29 protein-coding genes and 1 other RNA gene are annotated in these 26,173 nt (G+C 36.0%); 13 read left to right on the top strand and 17 right to left on the bottom strand.

The window, feature by feature from the left end; all coding sequences use genetic code 11:
* Positions 1–322: 322 nt before the first annotated feature.
* Positions 323–2,314, bottom strand: a complete 1,992-nt coding sequence (locus tag CLV96_RS10450; protein ID WP_004787094.1) for a methyl-accepting chemotaxis protein — start codon at positions 2,312–2,314, stop codon at positions 323–325.
* Positions 2,315–2,559: 245 nt separating this feature from the next.
* The gene (locus CLV96_RS10445) at positions 2,560–2,970 is read right to left on the bottom strand and encodes a DUF3052 family protein (protein ID WP_004785322.1); all 411 of its coding nucleotides are present in this window, start codon (positions 2,968–2,970) and stop codon (positions 2,560–2,562) included.
* A gap of 274 nt (positions 2,971–3,244) precedes the next feature.
* Here CLV96_RS10445 and CLV96_RS10440 point away from each other — a divergent pair, with 274 nt between their 5' ends.
* Entirely contained in the window at positions 3,245–4,810 is a 1,566-nt protein-coding gene (locus tag CLV96_RS10440; protein WP_004786588.1) for a methyl-accepting chemotaxis protein, read from the top strand.
* Positions 4,811–4,924: 114 nt separating this feature from the next.
* On the opposite strand, the gene CLV96_RS10435 is transcribed toward CLV96_RS10440, so the two are convergent.
* Together CLV96_RS10435 and CLV96_RS10430 are read right to left on the bottom strand one after the other, a co-directional pair.
* A complete protein-coding gene (locus tag CLV96_RS10435; protein WP_004784748.1) occupies positions 4,925–5,785 on the bottom strand; it encodes an alpha/beta hydrolase in 861 nt (286 codons plus the stop codon).
* 42 nt (positions 5,786–5,827) lie between these two features.
* Positions 5,828–6,424: a TetR/AcrR family transcriptional regulator gene (locus tag CLV96_RS10430; protein WP_020776978.1), complete on the bottom strand. Its 597-nt coding sequence runs from the start codon at positions 6,422–6,424 to the stop codon at positions 5,828–5,830.
* A gap of 125 nt (positions 6,425–6,549) precedes the next feature.
* Here CLV96_RS10430 and CLV96_RS10425 point away from each other — a divergent pair, with 125 nt between their 5' ends.
* Positions 6,550–7,128, top strand: coding sequence for an LURP-one-related family protein (locus CLV96_RS10425; RefSeq protein WP_004786834.1), 579 nt, complete (start codon positions 6,550–6,552; stop codon positions 7,126–7,128).
* Positions 7,129–7,251: 123 nt separating this feature from the next.
* Here the strand turns inward: CLV96_RS10425 and CLV96_RS10420 are convergent, their stop codons facing one another.
* Together CLV96_RS10420 and yiaA are read right to left on the bottom strand one after the other, a co-directional pair.
* A complete protein-coding gene (locus CLV96_RS10420) occupies positions 7,252–7,752 on the bottom strand; it encodes a DUF1579 domain-containing protein (protein ID WP_004787638.1) in 501 nt (166 codons plus the stop codon).
* A gap of 34 nt (positions 7,753–7,786) precedes the next feature.
* Complete coding sequence (gene yiaA / locus CLV96_RS10415) at positions 7,787–8,224, bottom strand: inner membrane protein YiaA (RefSeq protein ID WP_051012799.1); 438 nt, start codon at positions 8,222–8,224, stop codon at positions 7,787–7,789.
* A gap of 158 nt (positions 8,225–8,382) precedes the next feature.
* Here yiaA and CLV96_RS10410 point away from each other — a divergent pair, with 158 nt between their 5' ends.
* Positions 8,383–8,862, top strand: coding sequence for a GyrI-like domain-containing protein (locus CLV96_RS10410; protein ID WP_004785861.1), 480 nt, complete (start codon positions 8,383–8,385; stop codon positions 8,860–8,862).
* Between the two features lie 380 nt (positions 8,863–9,242).
* Positions 9,243–9,938, top strand: a complete 696-nt coding sequence (locus CLV96_RS10405; protein ID WP_243836461.1) for a DUF1554 domain-containing protein — start codon at positions 9,243–9,245, stop codon at positions 9,936–9,938.
* A 134-nt stretch (positions 9,939–10,072) separates the two neighbouring features.
* Here CLV96_RS10405 and CLV96_RS10400 read toward each other — a convergent pair whose 3' ends face one another.
* Complete coding sequence (locus CLV96_RS10400; RefSeq protein ID WP_004786174.1) at positions 10,073–10,828, bottom strand: SDR family NAD(P)-dependent oxidoreductase; 756 nt, start codon at positions 10,826–10,828, stop codon at positions 10,073–10,075.
* Positions 10,829–11,097: 269 nt separating this feature from the next.
* Here CLV96_RS10400 and CLV96_RS10395 point away from each other — a divergent pair, with 269 nt between their 5' ends.
* Positions 11,098–11,982, top strand: a complete 885-nt coding sequence (locus tag CLV96_RS10395) for an AraC family transcriptional regulator (RefSeq protein ID WP_004787145.1) — start codon at positions 11,098–11,100, stop codon at positions 11,980–11,982.
* Positions 11,983–12,049: 67 nt separating this feature from the next.
* On the opposite strand, the gene CLV96_RS10390 is transcribed toward CLV96_RS10395, so the two are convergent.
* Positions 12,050–13,207, bottom strand: coding sequence for a hypothetical protein (locus tag CLV96_RS10390; RefSeq protein WP_243836460.1), 1,158 nt, complete (start codon positions 13,205–13,207; stop codon positions 12,050–12,052).
* A 200-nt stretch (positions 13,208–13,407) separates the two neighbouring features.
* Here CLV96_RS10390 and CLV96_RS10385 point away from each other — a divergent pair, with 200 nt between their 5' ends.
* Entirely contained in the window at positions 13,408–13,797 is a 390-nt protein-coding gene (locus tag CLV96_RS10385; protein WP_004785416.1) for a hypothetical protein, read from the top strand.
* Between the two features lie 90 nt (positions 13,798–13,887).
* Here the strand turns inward: CLV96_RS10385 and CLV96_RS10380 are convergent, their stop codons facing one another.
* The 3 genes from CLV96_RS10380 to bufA2 are packed head-to-tail and all read right to left on the bottom strand — an operon-like array spanning position 13,888 to position 15,759.
* Complete coding sequence (locus tag CLV96_RS10380; protein WP_004785774.1) at positions 13,888–14,673, bottom strand: HvfC/BufC family peptide modification chaperone; 786 nt, start codon at positions 14,671–14,673, stop codon at positions 13,888–13,890.
* Positions 14,636–15,499 carry an MNIO family bufferin maturase gene (gene bufB, locus CLV96_RS10375; protein ID WP_243836459.1) on the bottom strand — a complete coding sequence of 288 codons (864 nt, stop codon included), beginning with the start codon at positions 15,497–15,499 and terminating at the stop codon, positions 14,636–14,638. The genes CLV96_RS10380 and bufB overlap by 38 nt, the downstream gene beginning before the upstream one ends.
* 5 nt (positions 15,500–15,504) lie before the next feature.
* Positions 15,505–15,759 (bottom strand): BufA2 family periplasmic bufferin-type metallophore, encoded by a 255-nt coding sequence (gene bufA2, locus CLV96_RS10370; RefSeq protein WP_004785540.1) that lies wholly within the window; start codon positions 15,757–15,759, stop codon positions 15,505–15,507.
* 126 nt (positions 15,760–15,885) lie between these two features.
* Between bufA2 and CLV96_RS10365 the strand changes: the two genes are divergently transcribed.
* From CLV96_RS10365 to CLV96_RS10355, 3 genes are read left to right on the top strand one after another with little or no spacing between them, the layout of a single operon-like run.
* Positions 15,886–16,443 carry a sigma-70 family RNA polymerase sigma factor gene (locus CLV96_RS10365; RefSeq protein ID WP_243836458.1) on the top strand — a complete coding sequence of 186 codons (558 nt, stop codon included), beginning with the start codon at positions 15,886–15,888 and terminating at the stop codon, positions 16,441–16,443.
* Positions 16,440–17,084 carry an NrsF family protein gene (locus tag CLV96_RS10360; protein WP_004786428.1) on the top strand — a complete coding sequence of 215 codons (645 nt, stop codon included), beginning with the start codon at positions 16,440–16,442 and terminating at the stop codon, positions 17,082–17,084. The genes CLV96_RS10365 and CLV96_RS10360 overlap by 4 nt, the downstream gene beginning before the upstream one ends.
* Before the next feature lie 38 nt (positions 17,085–17,122).
* Positions 17,123–17,962, top strand: a complete 840-nt coding sequence (locus tag CLV96_RS10355) for an SH3 domain-containing protein (RefSeq protein WP_040917218.1) — start codon at positions 17,123–17,125, stop codon at positions 17,960–17,962.
* 301 nt (positions 17,963–18,263) lie between these two features.
* Here the strand turns inward: CLV96_RS10355 and ssrA are convergent.
* Positions 18,264–18,613: a transfer-messenger RNA gene (gene ssrA, locus CLV96_RS10350) on the bottom strand.
* Positions 18,614–18,710: 97 nt separating this feature from the next.
* Between ssrA and CLV96_RS10345 the strand changes: the two genes are divergently transcribed.
* From CLV96_RS10345 to CLV96_RS10330, 4 genes are read left to right on the top strand one after another with little or no spacing between them, the layout of a single operon-like run.
* Positions 18,711–19,853, top strand: a complete 1,143-nt coding sequence (locus CLV96_RS10345; protein ID WP_004785067.1) for an LIC13341 family surface-exposed protein — start codon at positions 18,711–18,713, stop codon at positions 19,851–19,853.
* Between the two features lie 6 nt (positions 19,854–19,859).
* Entirely contained in the window at positions 19,860–20,513 is a 654-nt protein-coding gene (locus CLV96_RS10340; RefSeq protein WP_004787602.1) for an FFLEELY motif protein, read from the top strand.
* On the top strand, positions 20,510–21,247 hold the full coding sequence (locus tag CLV96_RS10335) for a flagellar motor protein MotB (RefSeq protein ID WP_004786689.1): 738 nt from the start codon (positions 20,510–20,512) through the stop codon (positions 21,245–21,247). The genes CLV96_RS10340 and CLV96_RS10335 overlap by 4 nt, the downstream gene beginning before the upstream one ends.
* Before the next feature lie 22 nt (positions 21,248–21,269).
* Positions 21,270–21,968, top strand: coding sequence for an LA_2478/LA_2722/LA_4182 family protein (locus CLV96_RS10330; protein WP_004786151.1), 699 nt, complete (start codon positions 21,270–21,272; stop codon positions 21,966–21,968).
* A gap of 41 nt (positions 21,969–22,009) precedes the next feature.
* Here CLV96_RS10330 and CLV96_RS10325 read toward each other — a convergent pair whose 3' ends face one another.
* The 5 genes from CLV96_RS10325 to CLV96_RS10305 all read right to left on the bottom strand — a co-directional run bounded on the left by CLV96_RS10325 (position 22,010) and on the right by CLV96_RS10305 (position 25,545).
* Positions 22,010–23,293 (bottom strand): SH3 domain-containing protein, encoded by a 1,284-nt coding sequence (locus tag CLV96_RS10325; RefSeq protein WP_004785034.1) that lies wholly within the window; start codon positions 23,291–23,293, stop codon positions 22,010–22,012.
* A gap of 140 nt (positions 23,294–23,433) precedes the next feature.
* A complete protein-coding gene (locus CLV96_RS10320) occupies positions 23,434–23,937 on the bottom strand; it encodes a DJ-1/PfpI family protein (protein WP_004787476.1) in 504 nt (167 codons plus the stop codon).
* A gap of 26 nt (positions 23,938–23,963) precedes the next feature.
* Positions 23,964–24,437: a hypothetical protein gene (locus CLV96_RS10315; protein ID WP_004787407.1), complete on the bottom strand. Its 474-nt coding sequence runs from the start codon at positions 24,435–24,437 to the stop codon at positions 23,964–23,966.
* A 20-nt stretch (positions 24,438–24,457) separates the two neighbouring features.
* On the bottom strand, positions 24,458–24,928 hold the full coding sequence (locus CLV96_RS10310; protein WP_004786083.1) for a hypothetical protein: 471 nt from the start codon (positions 24,926–24,928) through the stop codon (positions 24,458–24,460).
* Between the two features lie 29 nt (positions 24,929–24,957).
* Positions 24,958–25,545, bottom strand: coding sequence for a hypothetical protein (locus tag CLV96_RS10305; RefSeq protein WP_040917220.1), 588 nt, complete (start codon positions 25,543–25,545; stop codon positions 24,958–24,960).
* Positions 25,546–26,173 lie beyond the last annotated feature (628 nt).

Below are 26,173 nucleotides of genomic sequence, written 5' to 3'. Positions count from 1 at the left end.
TATGACAGTGGAGGTTCTCTTCCATTGCAATGTTTCAGTCTGGTTACAAACGTATTGAAGTACTGTTGGGATTGGATGACAGGAATGTTACAATTTGATTACAGGCCCCGTGATAGGGTCAAATTTGTTCGTTTTTTTAGCAAAAACTCGGTTTGTCATAATTCATTAGGAAATTTATTACAAAAAGATCACGATTTTGTTTTGGCAAGAATTGAAATTTTAATCTGGTTGTTAGGCGGCTCCGCTTGGCGCGGACCGGGCTCTCCGCTCCAATCTTTCCTGCGGAAAGGATTTCCGCTACGATCCCTTCCGCTTTTGTTTCCTACAATTGAAACTGGTCGCAAATCCCTTTCAATTTGTCCGCCGTGTTAGAAAGATTTCTCGCAGAAGAAGACATTTCTTCCGCCCCAGCAGCCGTGTTGATGGTATGTTCGTTGATTTGGGTGATGACATCGGTAATTTCTCTGACGGCTCCTCTTTGTTCATCTGCAGCCACTTTGATTTGGTCCGATTCCCCTTTCACAACAATTGAGTTTTCTAAAACTGATTGGTTGATTTCTGCTTGAGAGCCCATAACTGAATAGAGGGAATCCATTGCTGCGGAAACTCCATTGATGTTTCGGATGATTTCTTGGATGAGAGATGTGGAAGACTGGATGCTTTTGGCCCCACCATCCAACTCCTTCGAGTTTTTGCCGATCATTTCTGAAATCGATTTGATAGAAGATGCAGTTCGAATGGAAAGTTTGGAAATCTCTTCCGCTACTACAGCAAATCCTCTACCGGCATCTCCTGCCCGAGCCGCTTCAATGGCTGCATTGAGTGCCAATAGTTGTGTTTGGTCTGAAATTTCGTTGATAATGGCAATGATAGCCTTCATCTCGTCCGATGATTTTAAAATATTGCTGATCATATCATTCATACCAGTTAGCGACTGTTCGCCTTCTTTTGCTTGGTTGGATATGGATTTCATTCGACCTAAAGTCAAATTGATTTCGTCAGCCACTCGTTTGACACTATCCGCAAGTTCTTGGATTTTAATTTGAAATTGAGAAATGTTATGATGTTGGATATCAATTGAACCAGTAATGTTTTCCATACTCGCTGACATTTCTTCTACAGTCGCTGACATTTGTTCGGTGGAAGCTGCCGTTGCTTGTGCACCTCCAGAAAAACTATCAGAACTAGAAGAAAGTTGTCCTGCGCTGGAAGCAAGCTCCTGAGAAATAAATTGAATCTCTGATACACTCTTGCGAAGACTCTGTAAAAAGAGATTGGTATCGCCACTTAGTTCTCCAATTTCATCATCATGAATGATTGCTAGCGATTGGCTTAAATCACCAGAAGACATTTTTTTGAAAAGGTCTCTAAGTCCTGCAATGGGTTTGAGTCTTTGGGTGATCAATCTATACAATGCAAAAACAGAAAGAGCCAAAATGAAAAAGGCAAAGATACCTATCTTCAATAACATATCATGAACAACGGTAAGAATTTCACCTTTGGAAGCAATGGTAGCCAATCTTATATTGTATTGGCCGACATCTATCACAGTAGCAATTTTATCTTTGCCAAAGAAATATTCCATATGTTCATCTGATTTTAGAGCGAGTAACTTTTTTCCCCAATCTAACTTTTGAAGATCCAACTTTAAGATTAAAGATTTATCGGGATGCCCAATGACTTGGCCTTGTTTATCTGTGATCGCAATAAAACCTTCTTTCCCAATTTTCACATCCTTTACGACTTCATCGGTGAGATGGTTGAGAGAAATTGCAAAAGCAAAGATTGCCACCACTTGTTTGCCTTGGAACACAGGCATGGTCAATACGGCAACCGGCTCCTGGGTCACAGGGGAACGATTCACTTTACTCAAAAGAGGTTTTCCTTCTAGAACGGCTTTGATATTTGCATCGAAACCAGTGTTGCCCCATCGAAATCCAATGGCCTTGCCCGTGGCATCAGAAAAAACCATTGGGTTCTCTTCGGCAGTAGACAAAAATACATTCTCGTAAAACCCAAATTTTTGACTGATATTGGCTAGGAGAAGGTCTAGGTACTTGCGATCCTTTTTAATGCAACGTTCTGCAAATTCAGGATTAGAGGCAGTCATTTCAGCTAAAAGAAATTGTTCGTCAAAAAAATTCTGAATGTGTTTGCCGGAGAGCCTTGCAACGTTTTTCATCTCACCTATGTAAGCATCGACAATGTATTCTTTGCCGATAAAGTACGCAAACGACGATATCCCTAAGGTTAAAACCATTATGACGGAAACACTCAGGGTGATGATAACGATCTTTAGGCTATTGAATTTCATTTTGTCCTATCCTAACAAAAACAAATAGAATCATATGTCATGATCCTTCGAACTAATTTGTCAAACCACATATAAGGACGATTTGTACTAATTTTTTCTATCCCAAATCTTTTTCGTTTTTTTTTGGGATTCGATTTTGTGAACTATCTCTATTTTCGGAATCGTTGGAACCGATTTTGAAGCCTTAAAACGAATATAATTCGTTTTTAAGTTTTTTCATCTTAGGATGGATTGGTTTTCTTTTGTTATCTATTTTCTTTTCGGATGACCAATTTTAATCCCGACCACACCTCATCTACGGCACAAACTTTGACGTCGACAAGTCCCAACTCCAAGGCAAAATCGCGAATTAGATTTTCATTCATATCAGAAGGAATTTTCGAAGTTTTTTTAGGCCAAGAAATCCAAATCATCCCATTTGGTTTTAGGAATTTGATTAGTTTTGGTAACTTTTCGTTGTACTCTTTTGATGCAGTTGTGAAAAAGTGAATCATATCCATTCCCGATTTTGGTTTCTCTAGGATCTGGATTGGTTTGGGAAAATTGCCCCAGGTTTTGGTAAAATCTTTGGAGGGAAGATTGATGAAATGCAGGACCATATTTTCTTTGATCCCTAACTTTTCAACGAGTGGTTTTCCGGAATAACCTGCCGTCATAAATTTCCCCCACCATCCTTTTCGTTTTGGCTGAGTCAATCACCTCGTATTTTTGCGAAAAGAGAAAAATAAGGTTTTAGATTCTATCTAATGGCCTATGCGCGGGAGGAGGTTTGTAGGCCCGTACTGTTTGTTCTCGTTTAAAAAATGTAAATTTCTTATAAAAATAGTAAAATACAGATCATTTCAAGGTATTTTGATCCGTAGATGAATATTAGCAATAAAATATTGCGCCTAATCACCATTCTGGTGATGTAATGAATCGAGGTATTTAGTGTTAACGATCGCAGATCTTTGGAAACAAGGGAAAATCATCATCAACAGAATCAGATTTGGTTTGGTTCTTTTATTCTTTCTTGCAATGATCGGAGCCAAGGACGAATTCCAACCAAAGATGTTTATGATCCATATGATCGGAACATGTACCATGGCATTCTATTGTGCCGTTGCATATTTTTTAGAAAGAAAATCAAACCCTCCCACTTGGTTTCATAAATCATTGATATTACTAGATACAATAGTCCTTGGTGGAACCATCATTATGGATTGTACTCTCAGTTTAAAAGAAGCACAAGCAGCACTTGCCAATGCAGCAGTTTATTTTATTTACTTTTTCAATGCCATCTATTCTGGATTTTTAGGTGATCGTAAATTTGTTTTATTAAACTCATTTATCGGTGCTACGACTTCGGCCATTGCTTTGTACTGTGCTGTAACCATTGGGGGAATTAAACTTTCCGTTGACCCAGAACTCTCACGTCAAATGGGTTATGTCGGTATGGCTGGCGAAGTTCTCAAACCCGTTTTTATAATGATTGCCGGTTATATCGTTAGTTTGTTAGTTCAACTCCTAACAAAAATTAGTTCCCTTGCTGAAATCAAAGCGGATGAGGCAGAACTTCTCTTAAACCAAACCAAAGATAGAAATAAAATTTCAGCAAATGCAGCAGTAAAACTCGAAAGTTCTATCACTAACTTCAGTAATTTTGTGTCCCAAACTTCCGTTAAACTAGAATCGCAAGCTGCTTCCTTAGAAGAAATCACTGCAGTCATTTCTGAACTCTCCAGTTCTTTTGAATCGAATGGATCTTCGATTGAAGAACAAAACAGTAAAGTTCAGGGAATGGTATCGGATACGGAAATCCTAAAAGAAACCGTGGACCAAATTCTTGTTCAAAGTGAACGACTTGTAGAAATTGCAGAGATCAACAAAAAAGAAAGTATGTCTGTAACAGAAGTTGCTGACCAAACGGCAACTCATTTGGAATCTATCCAATCTTCCTTTGACCAGGTAAACGAAATCAACAACATCGTTGCCGAAATTGGGGAAAAAACAAACTTACTGGCGTTAAATGCTTCTATTGAAGCGGCAAGGGCTGGAGATGTTGGAAAAGGTTTTGCCGTTGTGGCAAATGAAGTTAGTAAACTAGCCGAGTTTACAAAAAACAACGTAAAACGAATTTCTGTCGTTGTTAAAAGTTCAAAAGAAATCATTGCCAATGCTAGAAATGCATCCAAAGAAACAGGGGAGTTGGCAAAATCCCAAATTGACCGTTTGAACCAAACTTTGGTCGAAATACAAGACATGAACCGATTGTATATTGAACAAAGAAATACTCTCTCGGCGATTCTAACGGAACTGGGACAAATTCGAGAACTATCCAAACAAATTTCCGAATCCACCAAAGAACAGCTGCTTGGTCAGAAAGAAGCATCAAAAGGGATTGTCCAACTAGAAATGGAGGTCAACGAAATCAGCCGTGCCTCCAAAGACCTAGAAGAACATATCGAAATGATCAAAGATGAAGCGAACAAATTGGCATCTATGAGCCAAAGTTAGTTCTAAATTTACAAACTTCCATCCTGACAAATAACGACTAACTTAGACTCTTTTCTAATTAGTTTTTCGTTTTTCGTTATTTGTTTTTGGTTTGGTATATGTAAGAATCTACCACTAAATCCCCTTTAAAAATCCAATGATTTCATCTTTTACACTCTCGGTTCTCAAAATCATTTTGTGGCCGAGGCCTTTTGTTGGCACTAACTTGGAATTTTTCCATGCTTTTGAAACCGCAAGTCCCATAGCAAATGGAATTTCCAAATCATCTTCATCATGAATTACAAGTAGGGAGTTATCAAATTTTGGACCTGCTTTTCCTAAATCCAAGCTACTGAGAGGTTGTTTGACCTTTCGTTCTAAAACGAGTCGCATGGATTCACTTTCTTCTTCTGTCAACTGGTAGTATGAACTAAAACTTTTTCTAAGAATTTCCAACCGTAAAGGTGGAGCAATGTAAACTAACTTCTTTGCATTAACACCTAATTCTTGTGCTACGGTAGCAACAGCTCCACCGAATGAATGTGTAATGATATAGTCGGGATTTCCTATTTGTTCTACGAGTCTACGTACCATCTTCGCAGATAAAACAATATTTGAATATCGACCAGAAGAAAATCCGTGCCCAGGTAAATCAATTCCAATGACGTTATAACCTTCTTCTACAAGAGCAGGAACAATTCGTGAAAAATTTCCCGTATGCCCATTCCAACCATGGACCAGAAGAACAGTTTCTTTTTCTCCTTTCCAATGAAAGTATTGGATGCGGTGTTCCTTCTCTTGAAACTCTTTTTGTTCTGCCAGTGTTAACACATCCATTTCCTTTCTGGAAGGTTTTTGTTTTTGTGTAGATAAAAAATAACCAGCGGCCACATAACCAAAGAACATCGGTTTTCTTTTGGCGAAGGCCCATTTTTCTTCCATGGTGAATGGATAGGTTCTGTTTAAAGTACGAACGATCGTGCTATTTGTTTCCATAACTTAAATCCTCTTTTAATAAAATTCTGACTTTATTCCTTTTCAAATATTATATTGGTGTCGTTTGATTAATTCGTTAAAACTTTGTTTGGTTCTTTTTTCTGAGTTTTTGTCTTCCAAAAGCCGGTTATAAAAATGAAAACCTAAGATTAGTCCCCAAATTTCTTGTACCATTTTGTCTACATTTGTATTTGCATCTAACTCTAACGTGTCTTTCGCATCTTGTACAAATTGTTTTAGTGTTTTCTGCCAACTGAGTTGTGTTTTCTTCAAATGATCTCTCACAACGCCGGGCCTATCGTCAAATTCCGAACTAGATGACAAAAACAAACATCCTCCGGGTAGGCTATCCGTATTCGCCCAAGACAGCCACATCTGAAAGGCTGTTTTTAATCTCGTTAATCCCGGTTTTGTTTTAAGTGCAGGGTACACTACATTCCTTCGAAAGAGTTCACTTCCAACTCGTAGCACCTCGATTTGGAGGTTTTCTTTGGACGAAAATTTTCCAAAGAGCCCACTTTTGGACATTCCCAATTCATCAGCTAGAGATCCTATGGTGAGTCCTTCCAAACCTTGGATGCTTGCCATCTGGACTGCTTTGTCCAAAATCATTGATTTTGTGTCCTCACCCTTACCCATAATTAAAAGTACGATCGTTCGTTTAATTTTGTAAAGTAATTTTTTGGGGTTTTTGGTAATTCGATAGGCAGTTTTAAATATTTTTTTGACTTGAGTTTGTCTGAGATTCGATACAATCGTGGCCTATGCAACAGTACACATTTAACAAATATTTTGCTAAAAAAAGTTTTTTGAAAATTTTTGGTGGTGAAATTCGCATCTTTGATGAAAACAAAAACAATCTTCTCTTTTTCGTAAAACAGAAAGCCTTTAAATTAAAAGAAGACATTACAGTTTATGCCGATGAAACAAAATCAAAAGAACTCTTAAAAATAAAAGCACGCAGTGTGATTGATTTTTCTGCGACTTACGATGTGGTAGATCTTACTTCGAATGAAGCAATTGGATCACTTCGTAGAAAAGGATTTAAATCTATCCTAAAAGATTCTTGGGAAATTTTAGATATAAAGGATCAAGTAGTTGGTTCGATTGATGAGGATAGTATGTTAAAAGCGATTCTTCGTCGGTTTTTAACGAATTTAATTCCCCAATCGTTTTTCATTACAATCAACAAGAATCAGGTAGGAATTTTAAAACAAACTTTTAATCCTTTTGTTCCACAATTCAATATCGATTTTTCTTCTGATGTTGCCAGTGCACTGGATCGAAGAATGGGGATTGCGATTGTCATATTGTTACAAATCATTGAGGGTAGACAACAGTAGAATTTGGATTTGTGATACAACTTACAATTCTGTGCTAGCTGATACACAGGGTTTTTTCCCCTGCCATCATTAGATGGCGGGGGACGGAAATAATTAGTTCACTCCGTTGGAATTTGGAACAAATCATCCCACTCTTTTATAAAATGTTTCCGTCGCTTTTGCTTCTTCGCCTTCGGGTGAGATATTAAAGGCCGTTAGAGAAAATTCCTTATCACTGAGGAACTGAATTTCAGTTCTCCAACCCCAAAGGGCTTCCCCATATTCTGGGTTACCATAAGAACCAAGAACGGAAAATCCATTTCCTATTGATTCTCCACTAGATAACATAATTTGAGTTCCCATATGAAAACTATCGATCCAGGAGCTTGTGAATCTCTTGTAGGGGATATCGAATCCGATGACCATTTTACCTTCAAAGGGTTTGCCTTCCAAACTACTGTGGTAATCCAGAGAAATGAAACGACCACCAAACAAACTAGTGATGGTGACTTCAGCAGCCGATTCATCTGCTAAAACATCTTTTTCAAACCAGGTCTTAGTGTTCCCTTTCCAGTGGCCAAGGAGTTGTTGTAATAGTTTATGAGGGCCGTTCTCTAGCGATTGTTCGAATTTGTTTGATGTCATTTGCTTACCTTATGGATTGATTTCGTTCAATCAATTATGCTTTGTCTTTTGGTGAAAGTTCTGGTTTGATATTTCCTTCGGCCATTCGTAAGTCACGGACGTTTTTTTGAACAGCAACGGCAGCAAATAAACTGAGAACAAAAGAAATTCCAAAAAAACCTTTTTCACTCAAGGCGAGAGTTGCGTTCCAAAGTCCGATGAAAAGTAGCGAGAGAGTCAAAGCGACGGAAAACCAACACAATCCAATATAGATACCGGTAACAAATAAACCTTCCAATTGGTCTCTTACAGTTTTTTGTAAAGAAACGGCAGAAAACAATCCATACATTAAAATCGTAATATAAAAACCTTTTTCGTTTAACATCATGTCGGCGTTCCAAATTCCTACGATGAATGTAAACATACCAATAACGAGAGAAAGCCAGGAAGCGCCAATAAAGGCAGCAGAGGGTTTTTGAGGTTGAGTGATCATTTCGGAAGTTGTATTGCCCTTTTCTGATTTGGTCAAGAATTTTGTTAATATCATCGAGACTTTCAGGGAAGTGTCAATTCTTGGATTTTTTATATTGTGGTTGAGATCGTATAATGAATCCTGATTGAAATATTGAGTCATAAAAAAATTGATTGGTTATGGATTCGAAAATTACCTCGATAGAGAAAAAATACTTAGTTGGTAAAAAAATAGAAATGTCTTTGGCTGCAAGTGTAACGCCAGTTTTATGGAAATCTTTTGTTCCTTCTATTGGTTCCATTCAAAACCGAGTTTCAAAGGAAATGATTTCTTTGTCAGTTTATCCTATTGATTATTTTCAAAATTTTAATCCAAATCGTATTTTTACCAAATGGGCAGGAGTTGAAGTTATTTCCTTTACCGATTTGCCGGAGGGAATGGAAGTTTTGGAAATTCCAGCGGGTCTTTATAGTGTATTTCTTTACAAAGGCCTAGCAAGTGAAGCAGGCCCGTTTTTCCAATGGATTTTTAGAGAATGGTTTCCTAATTCAGGATATGATTTGGACAATCGACCACATTTTGAAATTCTCGGTGAAAAATACAAAAATGAAGATCCTAGTTCAGAAGAATTGGTTTATATACCCATAAAACCGCGTTAAGGATACGGAGGGCTAGGTCACCTGCCATCGTTAGATGGCGGGGGACGGGAGCGTAAGCGGACCCCGAAGGAGCCTGACCCATTTTAAATGAAAGTGGATGCTCTAAAAGATTGGGAACGCCCCAAAAGATAAACCATTAATTGCCGAACACTGCTTTTTTCTGTTTCCTTTGATATGAATACAATCCAAAGATTCAAATTCAAACTTTTGTTTGTTTTTTTATTTTCTATTACGCATAATTAATATTTGGTTATGAACATTGATCTTGGATTGAATGAATGAAACTTCAAGTGATTCTATTGATCAATTGTTTTCGTATATATAATCTTACCAAACACAAGTTGAGAAATTCTATAGGAATGAATGGAATTCTTAGTTGATTGGAAATTCAGTCAGGATACAATGTATGGATGCGTTTCGGACTTCTCATCGTACTTGTCGCTTTCATCCATTGTACTGAACCAGAACTCAATAATCCAAAAGATTTTGAATCCGATTCTTTCCGAGCAAACGAAGTACTCCTTTGTCTCACGGGGCAAAGTTCTGATTGCCAAACAGCGATTCCCGTTTGTACCGAATGTCGGTTTTATTCGACAGGCAACACCTATGATGGAAATAGATCTGGGATCGCTGGAGCGGATGCGATTTGTATGAGTGATCCTAAAAAACCACCATTTCCAAGAAGAGCAGTCTACAAAGCATTCCTTGTGGATGATGTGAATCGAGTTGCCTGTACGACGTCAAATTGTAGCGGTGGAATTTCCGAACATGTGGATTGGATTTTAAAGCCAAATACATCCTATTTTAGAGCCGCAGATTCAACAAAGTTTACGGTTACCGATAGTGTCGGAATTTTCAGTTCACAGTTGGCACATGTGGATGTAAACGTGCTCACAAATACATTAACGGGTCTTGCAACAGGTGGTTGGACAACTCGGACAAATAACCATTGCAATCGTTGGACGGATGGCACAGGAACTGGCAATGCTGGTGTTGCCGCAAATAGCGTTTCCGTCTTTACTTCAACATTAGGAAGTTGTAATGCTCCATCCGTTATCTTATGTGTGGAGCAGTAAAATCAACTTTGAAATCATACAAAAAGAAACCAAAGTTTTTCCTGAGTTCAATCTGGAATTTGGTATGTTACCTTTGAGCATTTAACAATTGCAAAATGCCCTCTTATTCAAAGAGGGCTATTTCTTTTTAAATTTTATAACAAATGTCCTCCCGAAACTTCAATGTCTTGGGCAGTGACCCATCCAAAATCATCGGATAAAAAATTGACAATGACTTTCCCTATGTCTTCTGGCAATCCAATACGACCAAAGGCAGTTTGATCGGCCAAAGGTTTGATGTATTCTGGGTATTTATCAAAAACTCCATCTCCGAAGTTACTATGTGTTGGGCCAGGTGATACGGCGTTCACACGAATTTTACGAGGTGCCAATTCATTTGCTAAGTAACGAGTCCAAGTAGTCAAAGCAGCCTTTAAAGATCCGTAAATGGAATAACCTACAAAAGCTTTTGTGCTAGAGGAACTGGATGTATTGACAATGGCACCACCATCTTCCATAAGACCAATTAACTTTTGTGTTAAAAAGATAGGGCCTTTGTAGTTGGTATTTAGAATTTGCTCAAAGTATTCTTCGGTTAAATCTTGAAATACCATTGGCCCACCAATCCCACCGTTGTTTACTAGATAATCAAAACTAGTTCGGTTCCAAATGTGTGAAAGTTTGTTTTTAACCTCATCAACAAACATTGGAAAGGTTTCTTTTTTCGTTAGATCCAACTTTAAAGCAACAGCTTTTACCCCGCTTTGTTTTTCGATTTCTTTGACTACTTCTTCTGCACGGTCCCTATAAGAATTGTAAGTGAGGATCACACTGATTCCTCGTTTGCCAAGTTCAAGAGCTGTTGCTTTTCCAATACCATTGCTACCACCGGTGATGATTGCTATTTTCATAAATATCTCCTATGATCAACTTGTGCAACTGATGAGTTTTCGTCAGAGAAAGGAAGACATTGTGTCATTGTCTTTTTCAAACGGATTCATTGTTTGCAAGTTTTGTTAACAGAAATATAACCGAAGGGAAGTTTTGTAACAAGATCCGATGATACCAAATAATTGCCTAAAACTACCGATCGATACTTTTTTCGATAAAAAAATCGTTAAAAAATAGGCTTTTTTTGTTAATGTAGTGCCTAAAAACATCTTTTGTGTTAAGATAGGTTGTGCAGAAAATACTGAATGAAATTGTGGAACTTTGTCATCGTGCCACTACGGAACCTACAAAAACTGGGCTTCCGCGAGTGCTGATGATCCAAGGGGAAGTTCCAACGCACCAACTCGCGGCCGTCTATGAACCATTAGTTGGTCTTGTTGTCCAAGGTGGCAAAACCATATCGATTGGAACACAGGTGGTTCACTTGGAAGGACCATCCTATTTTGTCATTCCGACAGAAATGCCAGCAACGGGTTATGTAAGACAGGCAGCCAATGGTCGTCCCTATTTGTCAGTTGCCATTCAGTTAGATCAAAAAGTGTTACTGGATTTATTAAAAGACACTCCCCAAAACTTCGAAGGTAACAAAAGTAATTTCGAATTTTCTGCCTGTCCAGCTACTGTTCCTTTTTTAGAAGCTTGGTTACGAATGTTACGGTTAATGAAGACACCGGAACATATCCCTGCATTAGCACCAGTCTACGAAAGAGAAATTTTATATCATGTGTTGATTGGCCCAGAGGGATGGAGGCTTCGGCAATTGTTCCAGTCCCATCAAAAAGGATCGAGCATTCACCAAGCGATCCAATGGGTCAGACAAAATTATACAAATAGTTTTGAAATCGATCAATTGGCGAATAGAGCTTGTATGGGAATTACAACCTTTCATAGACAATTCAAGTCCATCACGGGCTTAAGCCCGATTCAATTTCAAAAACAGTTACGACTTCTGGAAGCAAGGAAACTTTTAACCTATAGCGGTTATTCGGTGACTGATGCCGCTTTAGATGTAGGTTACGAAAGTACATCGCAATTCAATCGGGAATACTCTCGTTTTTTTGGAACCTCTCCTGCTCGTGATGCGAAACAATTAAAAGAGATGGAAATGGTTTAGCATTGGATTTTTTATTCATCGGGAACGAACATAGAAAAATATAACAAATGTCATAGCTTTTATGTGTTTAAAATTCGATCGGCATATAAAAAGACATTTCAACTGTAGTGAAAGAAATTTTGTATCCGTTTTGTGCATAAAAAGGTCCACCTAATCCCAAACGCCAATTGATTGCACCAATAGGAATCTCCCAAAAAAAATAAAAACTTTTTGCATAGTTTGTCGAGGAATTGACTCTACCGATTCCTAAGGTTAACAAAGCGTAAAGTTCAAGTGGACTTAAATTATTTCCTGTGGCTTGTGCGTAGTATAAAGCTAACAATGGATTGATTGTTTTTGGATTTACATCTCCTTTGATTAATGTATAAGCTCCAAGTGCTTCTAAGTTATTTCCATATGATAAATTTGACAATAAGTAGGCACGGTATGGATCTCCATCAATATTTCCATTGTTCAATAAGGAATATCGACCCATGTTATCAATTTTTTCGTCGAGGTTTCTTCCTCCACTAAATATCATTATGTTATTAAAATAACCATTCCCATCATTAAAATCGGCAGTGCCTTGTATGTTGACTTTTGAATATCCTAACCCTAATCCAATTCTAAATTTATCGTTACCTTTTTGACCGTAATAAATTGCAGGAAGTATCATATGATAACTACCAAAAGTTTCCGTTCCTAAGTCTTGATTTTTATATTGTTTAATTGGAGAAGACCGATTAGAGGAACCTGATTCTCCTTCACTCGCCATATTTGTTTCAGTAATATCTGTTATTTTTTGTTTGGATTGGCGAAAATTAACATTTCGATTTAGAATGAATAAACCCCAATTTTCTCCTACTTGCCATTCATGTGATTTTAAATCATAAAGGAAGGAAAGATTTTGATCCATTCGTTGGTCATCCATCATAACGGCTCTTCCACCTGTAGAAGATACGATCTTTAAATCACTTAAGTTGGCTTGGACACCAGGATAGAAAGTGAAATATTTTGCACCTTCTTCCTTTTTGAGAGAAAAATCTTTTGAAGGGATTGGCGGGGCTGGTTTTGGAGGTGGTTCTACAATTAAGTCGTTTTGAATCTGAAATTTTCGATCTCTGATTTCTTGGCCGGCTGGTTTGGTTTTACGACCTTCTTTGTCATTGCTAGGTTCTTCGGCAAAGAGGGAAAAAGAAATACAAAGGAAATAAATCAGACAAGTTTTACGAATCAAAAACTGCATTACCGGCAAAATATGATATTCAATATTTATAAATCTAGAACATTTCAGATGTTAGGTTAGATATTGTTACAAAAACTTCCGGTTTGATAATTTGATTCTAAGTCAGACTTAGATCGGCAAACCTACAATTTCTAGGTTTTGATACATATTTTCGAAAAATCATACTTGCAAACTCGGTTTGAATTCTTAAATTTTATTCCATGTCCTCTTCATCGAAACCAAGTCTTTTCCATCGTTTTTTAGGTTTTTATTTTCGCTTAATTTGTATACTTTCTGTGGATTTGATTGTAACAATCATCAACGGACGTGTATTGGGTCTTACGAGCATATATGAAAAACCCGTTGTGACTTTAATCGGTATGGGTGTGATTCTATTACTTTTTTTCTTTTTGTTTTCCATCATTGATAGACTGACAAAAATCGTTTTGAAAATGACCGTGGAAATGGGAAATCTTTTGGTCTTCCGCAAAACAGCCGTTTTTCTTATCTTATGCGGTATATCATTTGGAATTTATATTTTTTATTATCATGCGTGGTTCGGAGAATGGCCAAAGATTCAATTTGGTTCTTTTCTAATAAAGAATCATTAATAAAAATACTTTTAAACGAAGATTATTTTCCTATGAATGATCGTACAGTTTGAATTCAGCTCGTCATTGTAGATTGCATAAAGTAATAAATCAAAAATTCAAAGTTGCATAATCATTTTTAATAATAATATTTTTTACGATTCCTGAACTGGAGATTTTTCCAAAAAGGTCTGAAACGATCTCGGGACTCAATTCGAAACGTGAACTGATTTTTTCTAATGCAGCTACAATAGATTTGCCTTTTTGTAGTAAGTCGATGAAGAAAAATTCAACAGGTTCAAGTGATAGAACATAAAGATTAGAATTTCGTTTATATAAAAGAAGTTGTTCAGAATGATTCAGATTGGAAAGGTCTGGCGGAGAACTTGATTTTCTATTTTTCCAAATTGAGTAAACTGCGAATTGATTTTGTATTAGTTTTGTCGAATCGCTAAATTCAAAAACAGAATTTTCTAACTCCTCTTGGTTTCTTATTATAGAAAATTCAAAAATTTGATTTTCTTTTTTGTGAAAACATTCAGAGAAATGTATTTCAAATTCAGCTAAATTTGTTAAAAAAGGTAATTCTGGAAATGATTTTGTTAAGAAGTCGGGGAAATTTTTGCCGTAGTTTGACAAATCATAAGATAAATGGTGATTCTGTTTGATATAATTTTCAATTATTAAGTCGAAAGATTGTTCACCTAATACGTACAATACAGATTCGAAATTATCATACATTACTTCTTTTAATCTGTAAATATACGCCTGTTTATATACCGATGTAACTTCTTCTAGTGACAAATTTCCGCAAGCCATGATTTGGTTTTGGAACGGTGAATCTATGTTTGATAAGATACTATTCAAGTATAAATTCTGAAGTTCTGATAGCTTCATTTTTGCCTCTCCTTTGAGTGATCATTCTTACTTTGTTCAGTTCTTCCTCTAATCTTTGGAACTCTGGAACATTCTCATCCCATTCAATCATCATTGGGATATTTTTTGGAAGGAAGTCTAAAGATTTTTCAAATAGATTCCAAACTTCTGGATGCACCGGCTCTGCATGAGTATCAAATAGAAAATTTCCCATATCTGTAAACCCTGCTAAATGAATTTGAGCTATGCTGTTTTTAGGGATTGTTTTGATGAAATCTAATGGGTCGAATTGAAAGTTTTTTGCATTTACATAAATATTATTTATGTCCAAAAGAATTAAGCACCCTGTCTTTTCAGTTAGTGATTTTAAGAATTCCGCTTCGTTCATTGTGGAGGATGTATAACTGAAGTATGCTGAGATATTTTCGATTGCAATTTTCCTTTGCAGTTCATTTTGAACATAATCAATATTATTTGCGATGATTTCTAAGGATTCTTCATGGAAAGGAATTGGAATTAAATCATGTAATCTGGTTCCGTTCCAATTATTCCATGCTAAATGATCCGATACGAGAAATGGATTCAATCTTTCAATCAATCGTTTTAATTTTTTAAGGTAATTCGGATCAATTTGATTTGTACTTCCCAACGACATACCAACACCGTGGCATGTGATGGGATAATCCATACGAATGGATTCCAATACAGACATAGGTCGTCCTTCAGTGTTCATATAATTTTCACTGATTACTTCAAACCAATCTATGTCTGTATTTGGTTTTTCCGTAAGATAAGGATAATGCTCTCGTCTGAGACCAACACCAAATATGGAAGTTTGATTTTCCAATAGTCTTACGTTTTAACGAATTTACCGCCTTTTTCGGCACACTCTTTTTCAGACGTTCCTTTCCAACCTTGTCCTTTGCATGAATTTTTCCCAGCACAAGTATGTCCCTTTCCTCCGCAATCTCCCTGACCTTTGCAAGCATTGATACCGTGACATTCACCCTCTGCTTTTTCCGCCATTTGGGTTTTTGCGCTCATACAAGATGTGAAAGTAAGTCCAGCGATTGCGGCACCTAAAAGTATCCCAGATTTGTAATTCATAATAAACTCCTCGTTTGATTTGTATTTTCTTTCGTTTGAAAGTTGAAAAAGTTACATCTGCGAAAAAAAAATTGTTATTTATAATTAAATTGATTTATGAAGAGAACATTCGAAAGTTGAAGAGTGTTGAAACAATCCAAGAATAGGATCTCATCGGATGAATTATCCGGTTTGATGCGTTCTGCCCAAGAGGGAGATTCATTATCTTATAAGAAATTGTTGGAAGAAATTTGTGTGATTCTTAGGGCACTATTAGCAGTAAAAGTATTTGATTCAGATGACAGAGAAGATGTTCTTCAGGAAATCCTAATAGCAGTCCATCTTTCTAAACATACTTTCCTACCTGAAAAATCTTTTTTACCTTGGTTGTCTACAATTGCAAATTATAAGATCATTGATTATATTCGAAAAAAGGAACGTAAGAAAAAGAAAGAATTCATCTTGTCTAATGAATATTTACCAGAGAATCAAAATATACATTTAGAAGATGATTCGAAAGAACGTATTGACGAAATTTTGACTAAACTTTCAGAAAAACAGCGATTGATATTTCGGTTGCTTAAATTGGAGAAAATGTCTGTTGCAGAAACTGCAAAAATTTTGTCCATGTCCCAGTCAGCAGTCAAAACGGCAGCACATAGAATCTATAAAGTCATTCGACTTCGTCCGGGAGGAAAATTATGAAAACTGAAGAATTAATTAAAATTCTTACGCAAGACAACAAAAAAGTATCTCCACTAAAAAGTCCCGAGCATCGGTTTCTGGTTTGGACTTTAATTTCTTTACTAAGTATGTTTGTGATTTTGTTTTTTTCGATTATCATTCGAGGACAGTATAATATTCCACAATTTTGGGGATCCAATCTTGCTTTAATGGCAATTTTTATTTTTTGTGGGCTTGTTTTATTTAAAAGAAATATTCCGGGACAACAATCAAGATATGACTATCTGTATTATAATTTAGTACTTGTTATTTGGTTCTGTTATTTGGTTTTTTCCGTTTCATTTTTAGATAGGGGTTTATTTTTATCTCTTTCGGAAGAGTTTAAAAACCACGGTTCGAGTTGCGTCGAATTGGTTCTTTTGATCACAATGATTCCGGTGATCCTATTAAATTTTTATTTAAAAAAGGGATTTATTGAGCCTTCCATTTTATACCAATTTTCCATTTATGTTTTGCCTTTTGCATTTGCCCAAATTAGCATTTCATTTTTTTGTCCTAATGAAACGTCCACTCATATACTTGCTTGGCATAATTTAGCTCTAATTCCATTTTATAGTCTCATTTCATTTTTGGGCTTTAAACTAATTCAAATTAAAGATTAGAATTTTTAAAATAATATGTTGCTCATTTTTGAAAGTAAATGATCCAAAGAATTTATAAACTTATCATATTCTTTAGCCTCACAATGTGTAGTTCTGGAAAGGACGTTTATATTTCTGGGAACAAGGTGATGTTGCGCGAAAAGCCAAGTGAAAAATCAAAGGTCATTCTACAATTAGATAGAAATACAAAGGTCACAGTTCTGGAAGAAATTTCGAATGACAACTCTGATTACAGGCATTGGTCTAAAGTTCGTTCGTTGAACCATTCCGATGGATATGTTTATTCAGATTATATTTTTTTAAATCCAGAAAGTTTTCCTCCCGGCAAGAATACAATTCCGCAACTGGGATATGATCTGAACGATGGAAACTTAAGGATTTTCGATAAAAAAACTTCAAATTTGATAGACACAATACCAGTTGCTAGTCACTTTCAGAAAGTTTTTAAAACAGAACAAAAAGGACATTTTCTTTTAATTATCTTAGAAAATAACGAGGATGTATACGAAGGAATTGTATACGATTTGAATCTTCGCCGAGTGCTTTTGAAGAATCTCAGTAAACAAATTCACATGCATATGTGTTATTTTGAATCCGTCTCACCACAAAATTTATTTCTAGTGTTCGATGCTGGTACGGGATTTGTTCGCACAAAATATGTATTTGATTTATCAAAATCCGAATTTCATGTTTTTGATGATATGAGAATGGCTTTCCAGTGGATAGCTCCAAAAACATTTATCTTTTATGCCACACCAAAAGAGGGAGAAACAAACTTACCAATTTTGAAAGGTGATACCATCTTAGAAGAAAAAAGAATTTGGAGAAATGGTAATATCTATAGAACCAATACCACAAGGTACACTTACCAAGATTAAATTGAAAGTAGATCGGAAGTTTGATTCTCGGCAAATATCGAACTAGGGGAGACGACGTTCCTCGTAGCTGAGCCTTCGGAGAAGGCGTTAGCGGTCGTAGACCAAGCTAGGCAGGCAGTGCCGAAGCGCAACGTTTCCCTCGAATTAAACGAATATCACTTTCAAAACCAACTAAACATTTATATACTTTAGCTAATAACCAAGTGGAAGTGTTTGCTTCGAAAAGCACTTAAGGGATGGCTGCGGGCGGGAGCTCTGGCTACGGAGGACCCGGCGAATGAGAGAAGCGAATGCCGAAACTTTGGAGACGCCGGGAGTCGAACCCGGGTCCTATCATCCTCAAATGCAGCTTCTACACGTTTAGTTTGCAAATAAATTTCGGAAAGACTTACCCTACAAACGGGGGACTAATTCCTATCCTACTTAAAGTTCAATCCGGTTCGAAGCGGGCGACAAATCCGAAAGGTCCTTAGAGAGGTGTCGGTTTCTTGGCCACCTAAGGAAACAGCCAATGAAACCGTAGAGCTTAAAATTAAGCTGCTAGAGCAAATTCGTTATTTGCAGTTATTGTTTTGAAGGTTTTTAAGAGGTCCCTCACCCCTACGTGCCACTGAATCCAAGCCAACAACAGTCGAAACCAATGTCGTCCCCAATTCTTAATACTTAGACGAGTAAAACACAGGACTGAGAAAGGAAAAGCAAAAAAGGTTGAATTGGAGTTTTGCTGTGCTGAAATGAAAGAATTCCTATGAATTTATCCATTTTGTTTCGAATTACAGTCACTTTACTTTTTGCATCCGTTTCTTTCGTATCCTGTTCACAAAAGGAAGTTCCTTCCGATTCCGAAATTCGACAAGCCGTCTATGGCAGCGATACTGGCCAAGTTGTTCGTGTTTTGGGCCAAAAACAGATCAATTTGGATGAAACTCCCGAAATGGAAACATTGGTGTTGTTTCAGTCAGGGACAAGCGAGGTTCTAGCAGCTTTTCGAAAGGATGGATCGAGTTGGATCTTTCAATGGAAGTTAGAATTCTTTTTGCAGAATTTAGGTGCGATGTTTTACGATGCGAAACTCAAAACTTGGGTTCCTGGATCAGCACCTGGAAAAGAGAGAGTTTCCTTTGCTGGTGATTGTCTACGCCGGATTGTACTATCTGAACTCCCGGGAGACAATTTTAATTCCGTCTTTATTGAAGTATTGGCCGAAGAACCACCGTTAGGTTTATTCTCCGTTCCTATGGGATACCGAAAAGGCAAAAAAATATGGGACGGGTTTCAACTCAAAGAACACGAAGAATTAAAAAGAAGTAAACGAGTAGACTTTGAGTACAATAATAAAGATAAATCCTTTCGAATCTTTCCAACTAATCCAAATTACTCTCAAGAATTCGTTTTTAACGGTTGGGAGATGATTCCAAACCTTCCCATGCAACCGGTTCCATCTTTTGTATCTTTAGAAGTATCTCCAAAATTTGAGACTGGGCACGAATCACTTGTAACTTTACAACTAAAGAATCGTGGAAACTATGTTAGTTTGACCTACCTTTCCCTATCATTTCCAGAAGCTGGTACTGTTCGTTTGGCGGGAGAAACTCAAGGAGTTCGACTGTATAAAAAAGGTGATATTGTTTTTAATGTTGTCCAAAACAAAAAAATTCCAGCTGATTATCCATTGTTAGAAGTTACAAAAGAAGGATGGGCAAATAACTTTCGTTATGGAGTAAAATTTTATTATACACCAAAAGAATCTGCGACGCCAAAAATTTTATTTCGTTCCACATACAAGTTCTATCATGAAATTGTTTCCATACCCAATCAGTTTTCAATTGCACCATTTGAACGTGACCAACAAGGATTCCCTTCTTATCTTTTGGGATTAACTGCAAACTAAGCGGAAATGAAACACCAATTGACGGAAGAAGTCGCACTGGCTAGAAGGGAAATCGTTCGCATTCAAGTGGATCGATTTCATCTTTACTATTATGATTTTTTTCACCGAAACGAAACAATCGGGATGGCAAAATTCTTTTTTGAAACTGTGTATAATTTGGATGGAAAGGAAGAATGGGAAACGTTAGCTTTTACTACGTATGATAAAGTTAAGAACATGATGAAGGAAGGGACAAGAGAGAACGTCGAACGTCTCATGGAACTTAACAAAATAACAGATGAATTGGATATCCAAATGGCAGAACTTCTTCTCACTAAAGGTTGGGAATCGGGAAAGGAAATCAGCCAAGAAGAGTATTTTTCGTTATTTTGCGAGTTAGACCAACGTGATACACGGAGAAAACAATTAGAGGTTGTACTTTTTAACCTTAAAAAATTTTATGAATTAGCACATAAACCAGTAAGTGCATATATCATAAAACCTGCTGCCATGATGTCAAGATTGCTTGGAGTTTATCCCTTGTTCAAAAAAGTAGAGCAAGGTTACTATGCCACTTTACCTGTAAACCAAGAACTGTTTAACGAGTTTTACGCGATAGTCCAAGAAAAGGAATGGGAGTTTTTACATAAAGCATTTCCCACCCTGAAAGAGGAAACATGAGAAGACGTTCCAGGTTTTTGTCAAAAGAAGAAGAACATATAGAAGCCCATGATCGTTGGTTGTTGACCTACGCCGACATGATCACTTTATTATTGGGACTATTTATTATATTGTATGCAATTAGTAAAGTCGATGCCAACCGCCTAACGGAAGTAGCAAAAGATATTAAACGTGGGTTTGGATTAAATGTAAGTTCTGTTGGTGCTCTTTTAGACGGCGGATCGGGAATTTTGGAAGATGATACAGTGGAGCCTAAGTCACAAGTATTTAGGCTATGGGAACGAATTGGATTTGCTTTAAAAACACTTAGAGAAAAAGCAAAATTAAAATTGGGACTTGCAGAAACGGAAGAACTCAAATTAATTTTTGCAGGTTCTGATTTGGCATCTGATGATATATTAAAATCAGATCCTGATCTTAAGTTTGCTTTTGAACAATTGGCAATCTTATCAAAAGGAATGGATATTGATATAGTCGTTCGTGTTCAAATCCCTTATGAATCACAAATAGATAAATCTAAATTTCAAAATTCATGGGACTATCATTCACACCGAGCTTCTTTACTTGCAGAGAAAATGGTGAACGAATATGGAATTCCTAAAGAACAAGTATCTGTTCAAGGTTACGCTATGTTCCAAAAAGCAAAAGACTCAGATACGCCAGAAAAAAAAGCCAAAGAAGAGCGAATTGAAATTCTGATTCGCAAAAAAGAAACAACTGAGAATTCAAAATAACAAAGGAAAATCAAAAAGCTTTATGAAGTTACTAAACATACTTTTTCCAAAATTGGGTGAGGGAACTAAACGCAATGTTTATAACATGCGTAATTGGGGAAATAAACGTTATACGGTTAGCACAAATAATTATTGGAGAAATATACGTAATGCGTATATAACCATCCAAGTTTTTATAGAGGATATGGAAAATACAATTAAATCTTTTATGAATGCTGCGGCAAATATACGCACTACGCATAAATCCCGAGTAACAACAAATGATATGCGAACTACGAATAACGGCAAAACTTATCTTTCTCTTCTTAAATTGAATAAAAAAAATAGAATTCTTAGCTTCTTTTCTATCTTAGTTGTAGTAACAACTGTATCCTGTAAAAAAGATAAAGGGATCGTAAACTTAGAATGGCAGAATGAATCTTTAAGTTTAACATCTGAAATTTGTGCAAAGTATAGAGAGTGTGCTGACAAGGAATGGAAATCCATTCCTGAAAATCTAAAAAAATTTACCGAAGGCAGACTGGATGAAGCGCAATGCCAAAAGCGATTTCGCGAAAGTAATGCATATAAACTGATCGGTGCAGATCCGTTTGCGATACAAACCGCATATAAGGAATGCCATAAACAAATTTTGTTGTTTAGCTGTAAGGACTTACAAGAAGGAAAGATTGAAACTGTCCCTACTTGTGTGGCTTTTCAAAAGATCCAGAACGGAAATTAAATGAAATAAAGAATATATCGACTATCGATTGAGTAGAATCGTTAATTTTTTTCCTCAGATTCTAAATCGAAATTTGTTCCATTGAATTTATATTTGCTGGATTTGATGGTACTAGGAGACTCATCTCCTTCGGGGAGAGGGCTAGTTGCGATCGTAATATAGAAATTTTTATTTGTTTCCCCAAAACTTGCGCTTCGAGATCCACCAGAAGAGAATATTTTTTTGAACTGATTATCTTTTTCATGAAAAACAAAAACTAAATTATAATCATCACCATAAAAACAATCACGACAATCCTCAAATTCACTTTTAGTTGAAGTGATAATAACATGATATTTTTCTTTTTTTGAAATAAATGTATAGAAGTCAGACTTTGCAGGATCTATTTCCTCTCCGCTTTGTTGATCTAAAAATTCAATTAGTTTACGTTTCTTTTTATCTGATTCTTTGAATTGAGAATATAATACAGCGTATCGATCAGAAACCTTTACATGGTTTGAAGAAATGTAACAATCTGTAGAGTATTCAACTTCAATTTCAGAATACCAATCTGCTTTTCTTCCAGTTTGTTTGTAAATATGAAAGAATACCTTACCATCTTTTGTGATATATCTTGAATCAAGTAAATAGAATTCATTTTCAGAAACTTGGTCATTTTCTACAGGATATAACTTTCCGTGTTTTTTTATATAAACAGTATTGGGAAAAGTTGTAGTATAAGCCCAACCTTTTTCTTTTGATTCAATATCTTCGCCAATTACGAAATTGTCTGGTGATTTGCTAAGCATCAAATATGGAGTGAATACAAAACCTACATTATTATTTTTTGTTTTTACTTTGGCCCAGCTTCCCGTTTTTCCATTTACAATAACTGAGTTTTTTCCTTCTTCTATGACACTAACGATCTCTTTTGTAGCAAGTTTTTCAATGGCAGCACTAGTAGTATTCGGCTGGCTTCGCAACACTAAGGAAGAGGCAACAACGAATCCATAGATAGGTTCGTTTGTTGTAAGAAATAATTGTGTTGGTGAATTAGAGTTGTCTCCAACATTTTCTTCAATATAGCCTACAACGTTTTCCTGTTTTATTTTATGCCATAACTTTCCTTTTTGATTACTTTTAAAATAATTATATGTAATGATGTTAAAGTGAGAGTCTTTTTTTAATTCAGAAACAATTGTACTTTTGTCGTCTGGTTTTGAATAAACTATTGTATTTGGTTTAGAAGTATAACCAGAACCTATCGGAAAACTGGAACAAGAAATCAGAGCTAAAACTACAGCTGAAAGGATAATGTTTCTTTTTAATCTTATTGGAACTAACATCAAATATGATCTCCGATTTCCGTTGTTATGCTGATTTAAAGTTCTATTTCTAAACAATCAATTCTAAAATCCCATTATTTCTTTGATATAATTCGCATTTTCTTCTGAAGTTAACAATTTCAAAAGAAGTAAAGCAACACCTATTGCTGTCGCTGGACTCCAACTTGTAATGATGTTTTATCTATGACTATCGGAGAATTTTGTACAATGGCTCCAAGTTTTGCAAGTTGGTTTTGCCTGATACTTTCTTTATGATTGTATGTTGTTGCCATTCTTTGATTTAAGACACCTGACTTGGCGATGGGCAATTCCCCGACACAAATAGAAGCAATGATTTTATCTTGTTTGTCAAAATGTCGAATCAACTCTAGAAATTCTGGATGATAAGCCTCTTCATAGAAACCGTATTCTTCAAATCCTCCAGGAATTGCTAAAGCGTCGAATTCATTTATGTTCACTTCGCAAATTTGGTAATCCGCATTGAGTTTAACACCAAACGAGCCTTCGACTTCCTTTTTGAAAGCGCAGGTATAAAGTTTTGTTGAATTGTCTCCATCAACAAGATTCCAACCAATGACATCGATGAAAACACTAGCTTCAAATGATTCGAAACCTTTTGCAAGTAGGAGTAATACTTTTTTCATCGTTAAACAGTAACGGAAGAAATATCTTATTTGATAATTAATTTACTCGCAAAAACTGCTTTAGTAAAGTCTGCAATTTCAAAGTCTTCTAAATTTGGAAAAATTTGTTTAACGTTTTGAAAAAAAGAAACTTCATCCACTCTCATGTAATCCAAAAGAATTCGTAAACCGTATAGACTTTCCAAAAGTTCTTTCCTTTGAATCCAAATTGAGTAAGATTTCACAAAAGTAAGAAATGACAATATGAATACTAGTAGTTTAACGTTTTCTTGATTTAAACCCATTTTATTAAATAGATCAAATTTCAAGAAATCTTGGTAAAATGTAAAATATTTAGGAAATAGAAAAATGCTGGTGATCGAAACAAACAAAAAGACCCAACCAGCAAAATAGATGTGAGAAGTTTTTGCATTAAAAAATATTAGCTCATCATCGGTACCAAGTTTTATATGTTTTAGAAACTTGAAAATGAACTCCTGTTTATCTGCTTTTTCGTGCATATATTTTTCCTTTTGCAGTCTCACTCATCTACTTTGATTTTACCTGAGGATATATTTAAAGATTCAAACGATACAATTTGAAATGGTGTTTGTCCATCAATTGTACCGTCTACTTCAGCAATAAGAACAGGACGTTTTGCAACCCGTAGGTCGATCATCAAAATTCCTTCCACTTGGTAATCGTTCCCCGAGGCTCCATCATCGACAATAAAAGCAAAAGGAATAACTCCTTCGCGTAGTTCTGGTGCAAATATTTCATCGTCACCATTATCGATAATGTATTTACCTAGAACATTCTCTTCTTCAATGTCACCGAATCGATCATAGAAATCGATTCTTTTGTTTTTACTCATATGAAACCAATCGAAAAGACGAATGTTCTTTTGAGTTTTTTTCTGGCCTTCAAACGGTATGGTTACATTTGCCGATTTGCCAAAAAGATATTTATGTTTCCCGATGACTTGATTGAGTATAACTTCGTATTGATTCATAGATAACTTTTTCCAATAGGACTGTTTGTTCACTTTGTTTTTGATTCAATGTTAATACTGTTTAAGATGAGAAACGAATGCATCAGAATGTCCTGCCATTCTTCCTCTGGAAATTTAGGATGATAGATTAGGTTCATTGAAACTCTGTAAGTTTCGTTGCTATCTTTCATATAATAAAAAGCGTTTATCTTTATTCCCAGTAATTCACCAGGCCCCATTAGAATCTTTGTTTTGTCTGTTTTAAATGTAAGGAGTTCGACCCATTTGTTTACTTCGTATGGTGGATTGCCAAAATCAGTAGCCCTTGATTCTTCTACCAATGTATCAAAGGATTTGATTGATTCAGGTATGACTGATACAGCAATGAGTAAGGAAAAACATTCCTTTTCTTGGATACAGTCTGCTTTAAAGAAAGTGATTGGAAACTTGTCCTTCATGTGTATGGAGTCGGATCGTTTTGCCGCTTGGGGAACGAAGATGGACATGGCTTTTATTTTTTGTGCTTCAGTAGTAGAGAAGTTGATTCCACGAAAGGTATCTAATGTTTCTGATTCTGTAGCGAAAATCGTGATAATGGGAAAGGCGAAGATACAGAGAAGGATTAATTTATGCTTCATTTTTATAGAATTTTCCTTTGATTCCATTTAATTTTACACTTAATGAATTGGTATGGCTTAATAATTGAATTTTGCATTATACGAATGTTATACGTGGAAATAAATATTTGATGTATGAAAACTACAACTTATTTATTTTCTTAATTAAATTTTAATTGTTAATTTTTAATATAGCTATGTTTGAAGGAAGCGGAAGAACAAATGTAGCGAAATTCAAGTTAAATGTGTGTTTAGAATCAAAGACACCATGTTTCATTTCCAGATGCAATAGCTTTACACTGTTTGCTATCACACCAAGATGGATCCTTGCTCGCTACACCTTTGCAGTCGTTGTCATTGCACCAAGTCCGATCGCGTGAAGCCCATGCTTTGCATAGATTGGAAGAACACCAAGATCTATTTCTACTAGCAACACCCTTACAGTCATCGCTGTCACACCAGGTTCGATCACTTGATGCAATACCTTTACAATCATTCGTATCACACCAAGTTTTATTTTTCTTAACAATCCCTCTGCAATCCCCGGAAGACAAGTTCGATAAAAAGTTTTGATCCCATGGATTTGCCGAGAGAGAAAAAAAGGAAATAAAGAGAAATATATAAAATAGATTTAACTTTAGTTTGTGTT

Origin of the sequence: Leptospira meyeri (assembly GCF_004368965.1) — a bacterium.
GTDB lineage: Bacteria > Spirochaetota > Leptospiria > Leptospirales > Leptospiraceae > Leptospira_A > Leptospira_A meyeri.
The sequence above is the reverse complement of the archived record's forward strand: the minus strand, read 5'-3'. Positions and strand labels throughout refer to the sequence as shown.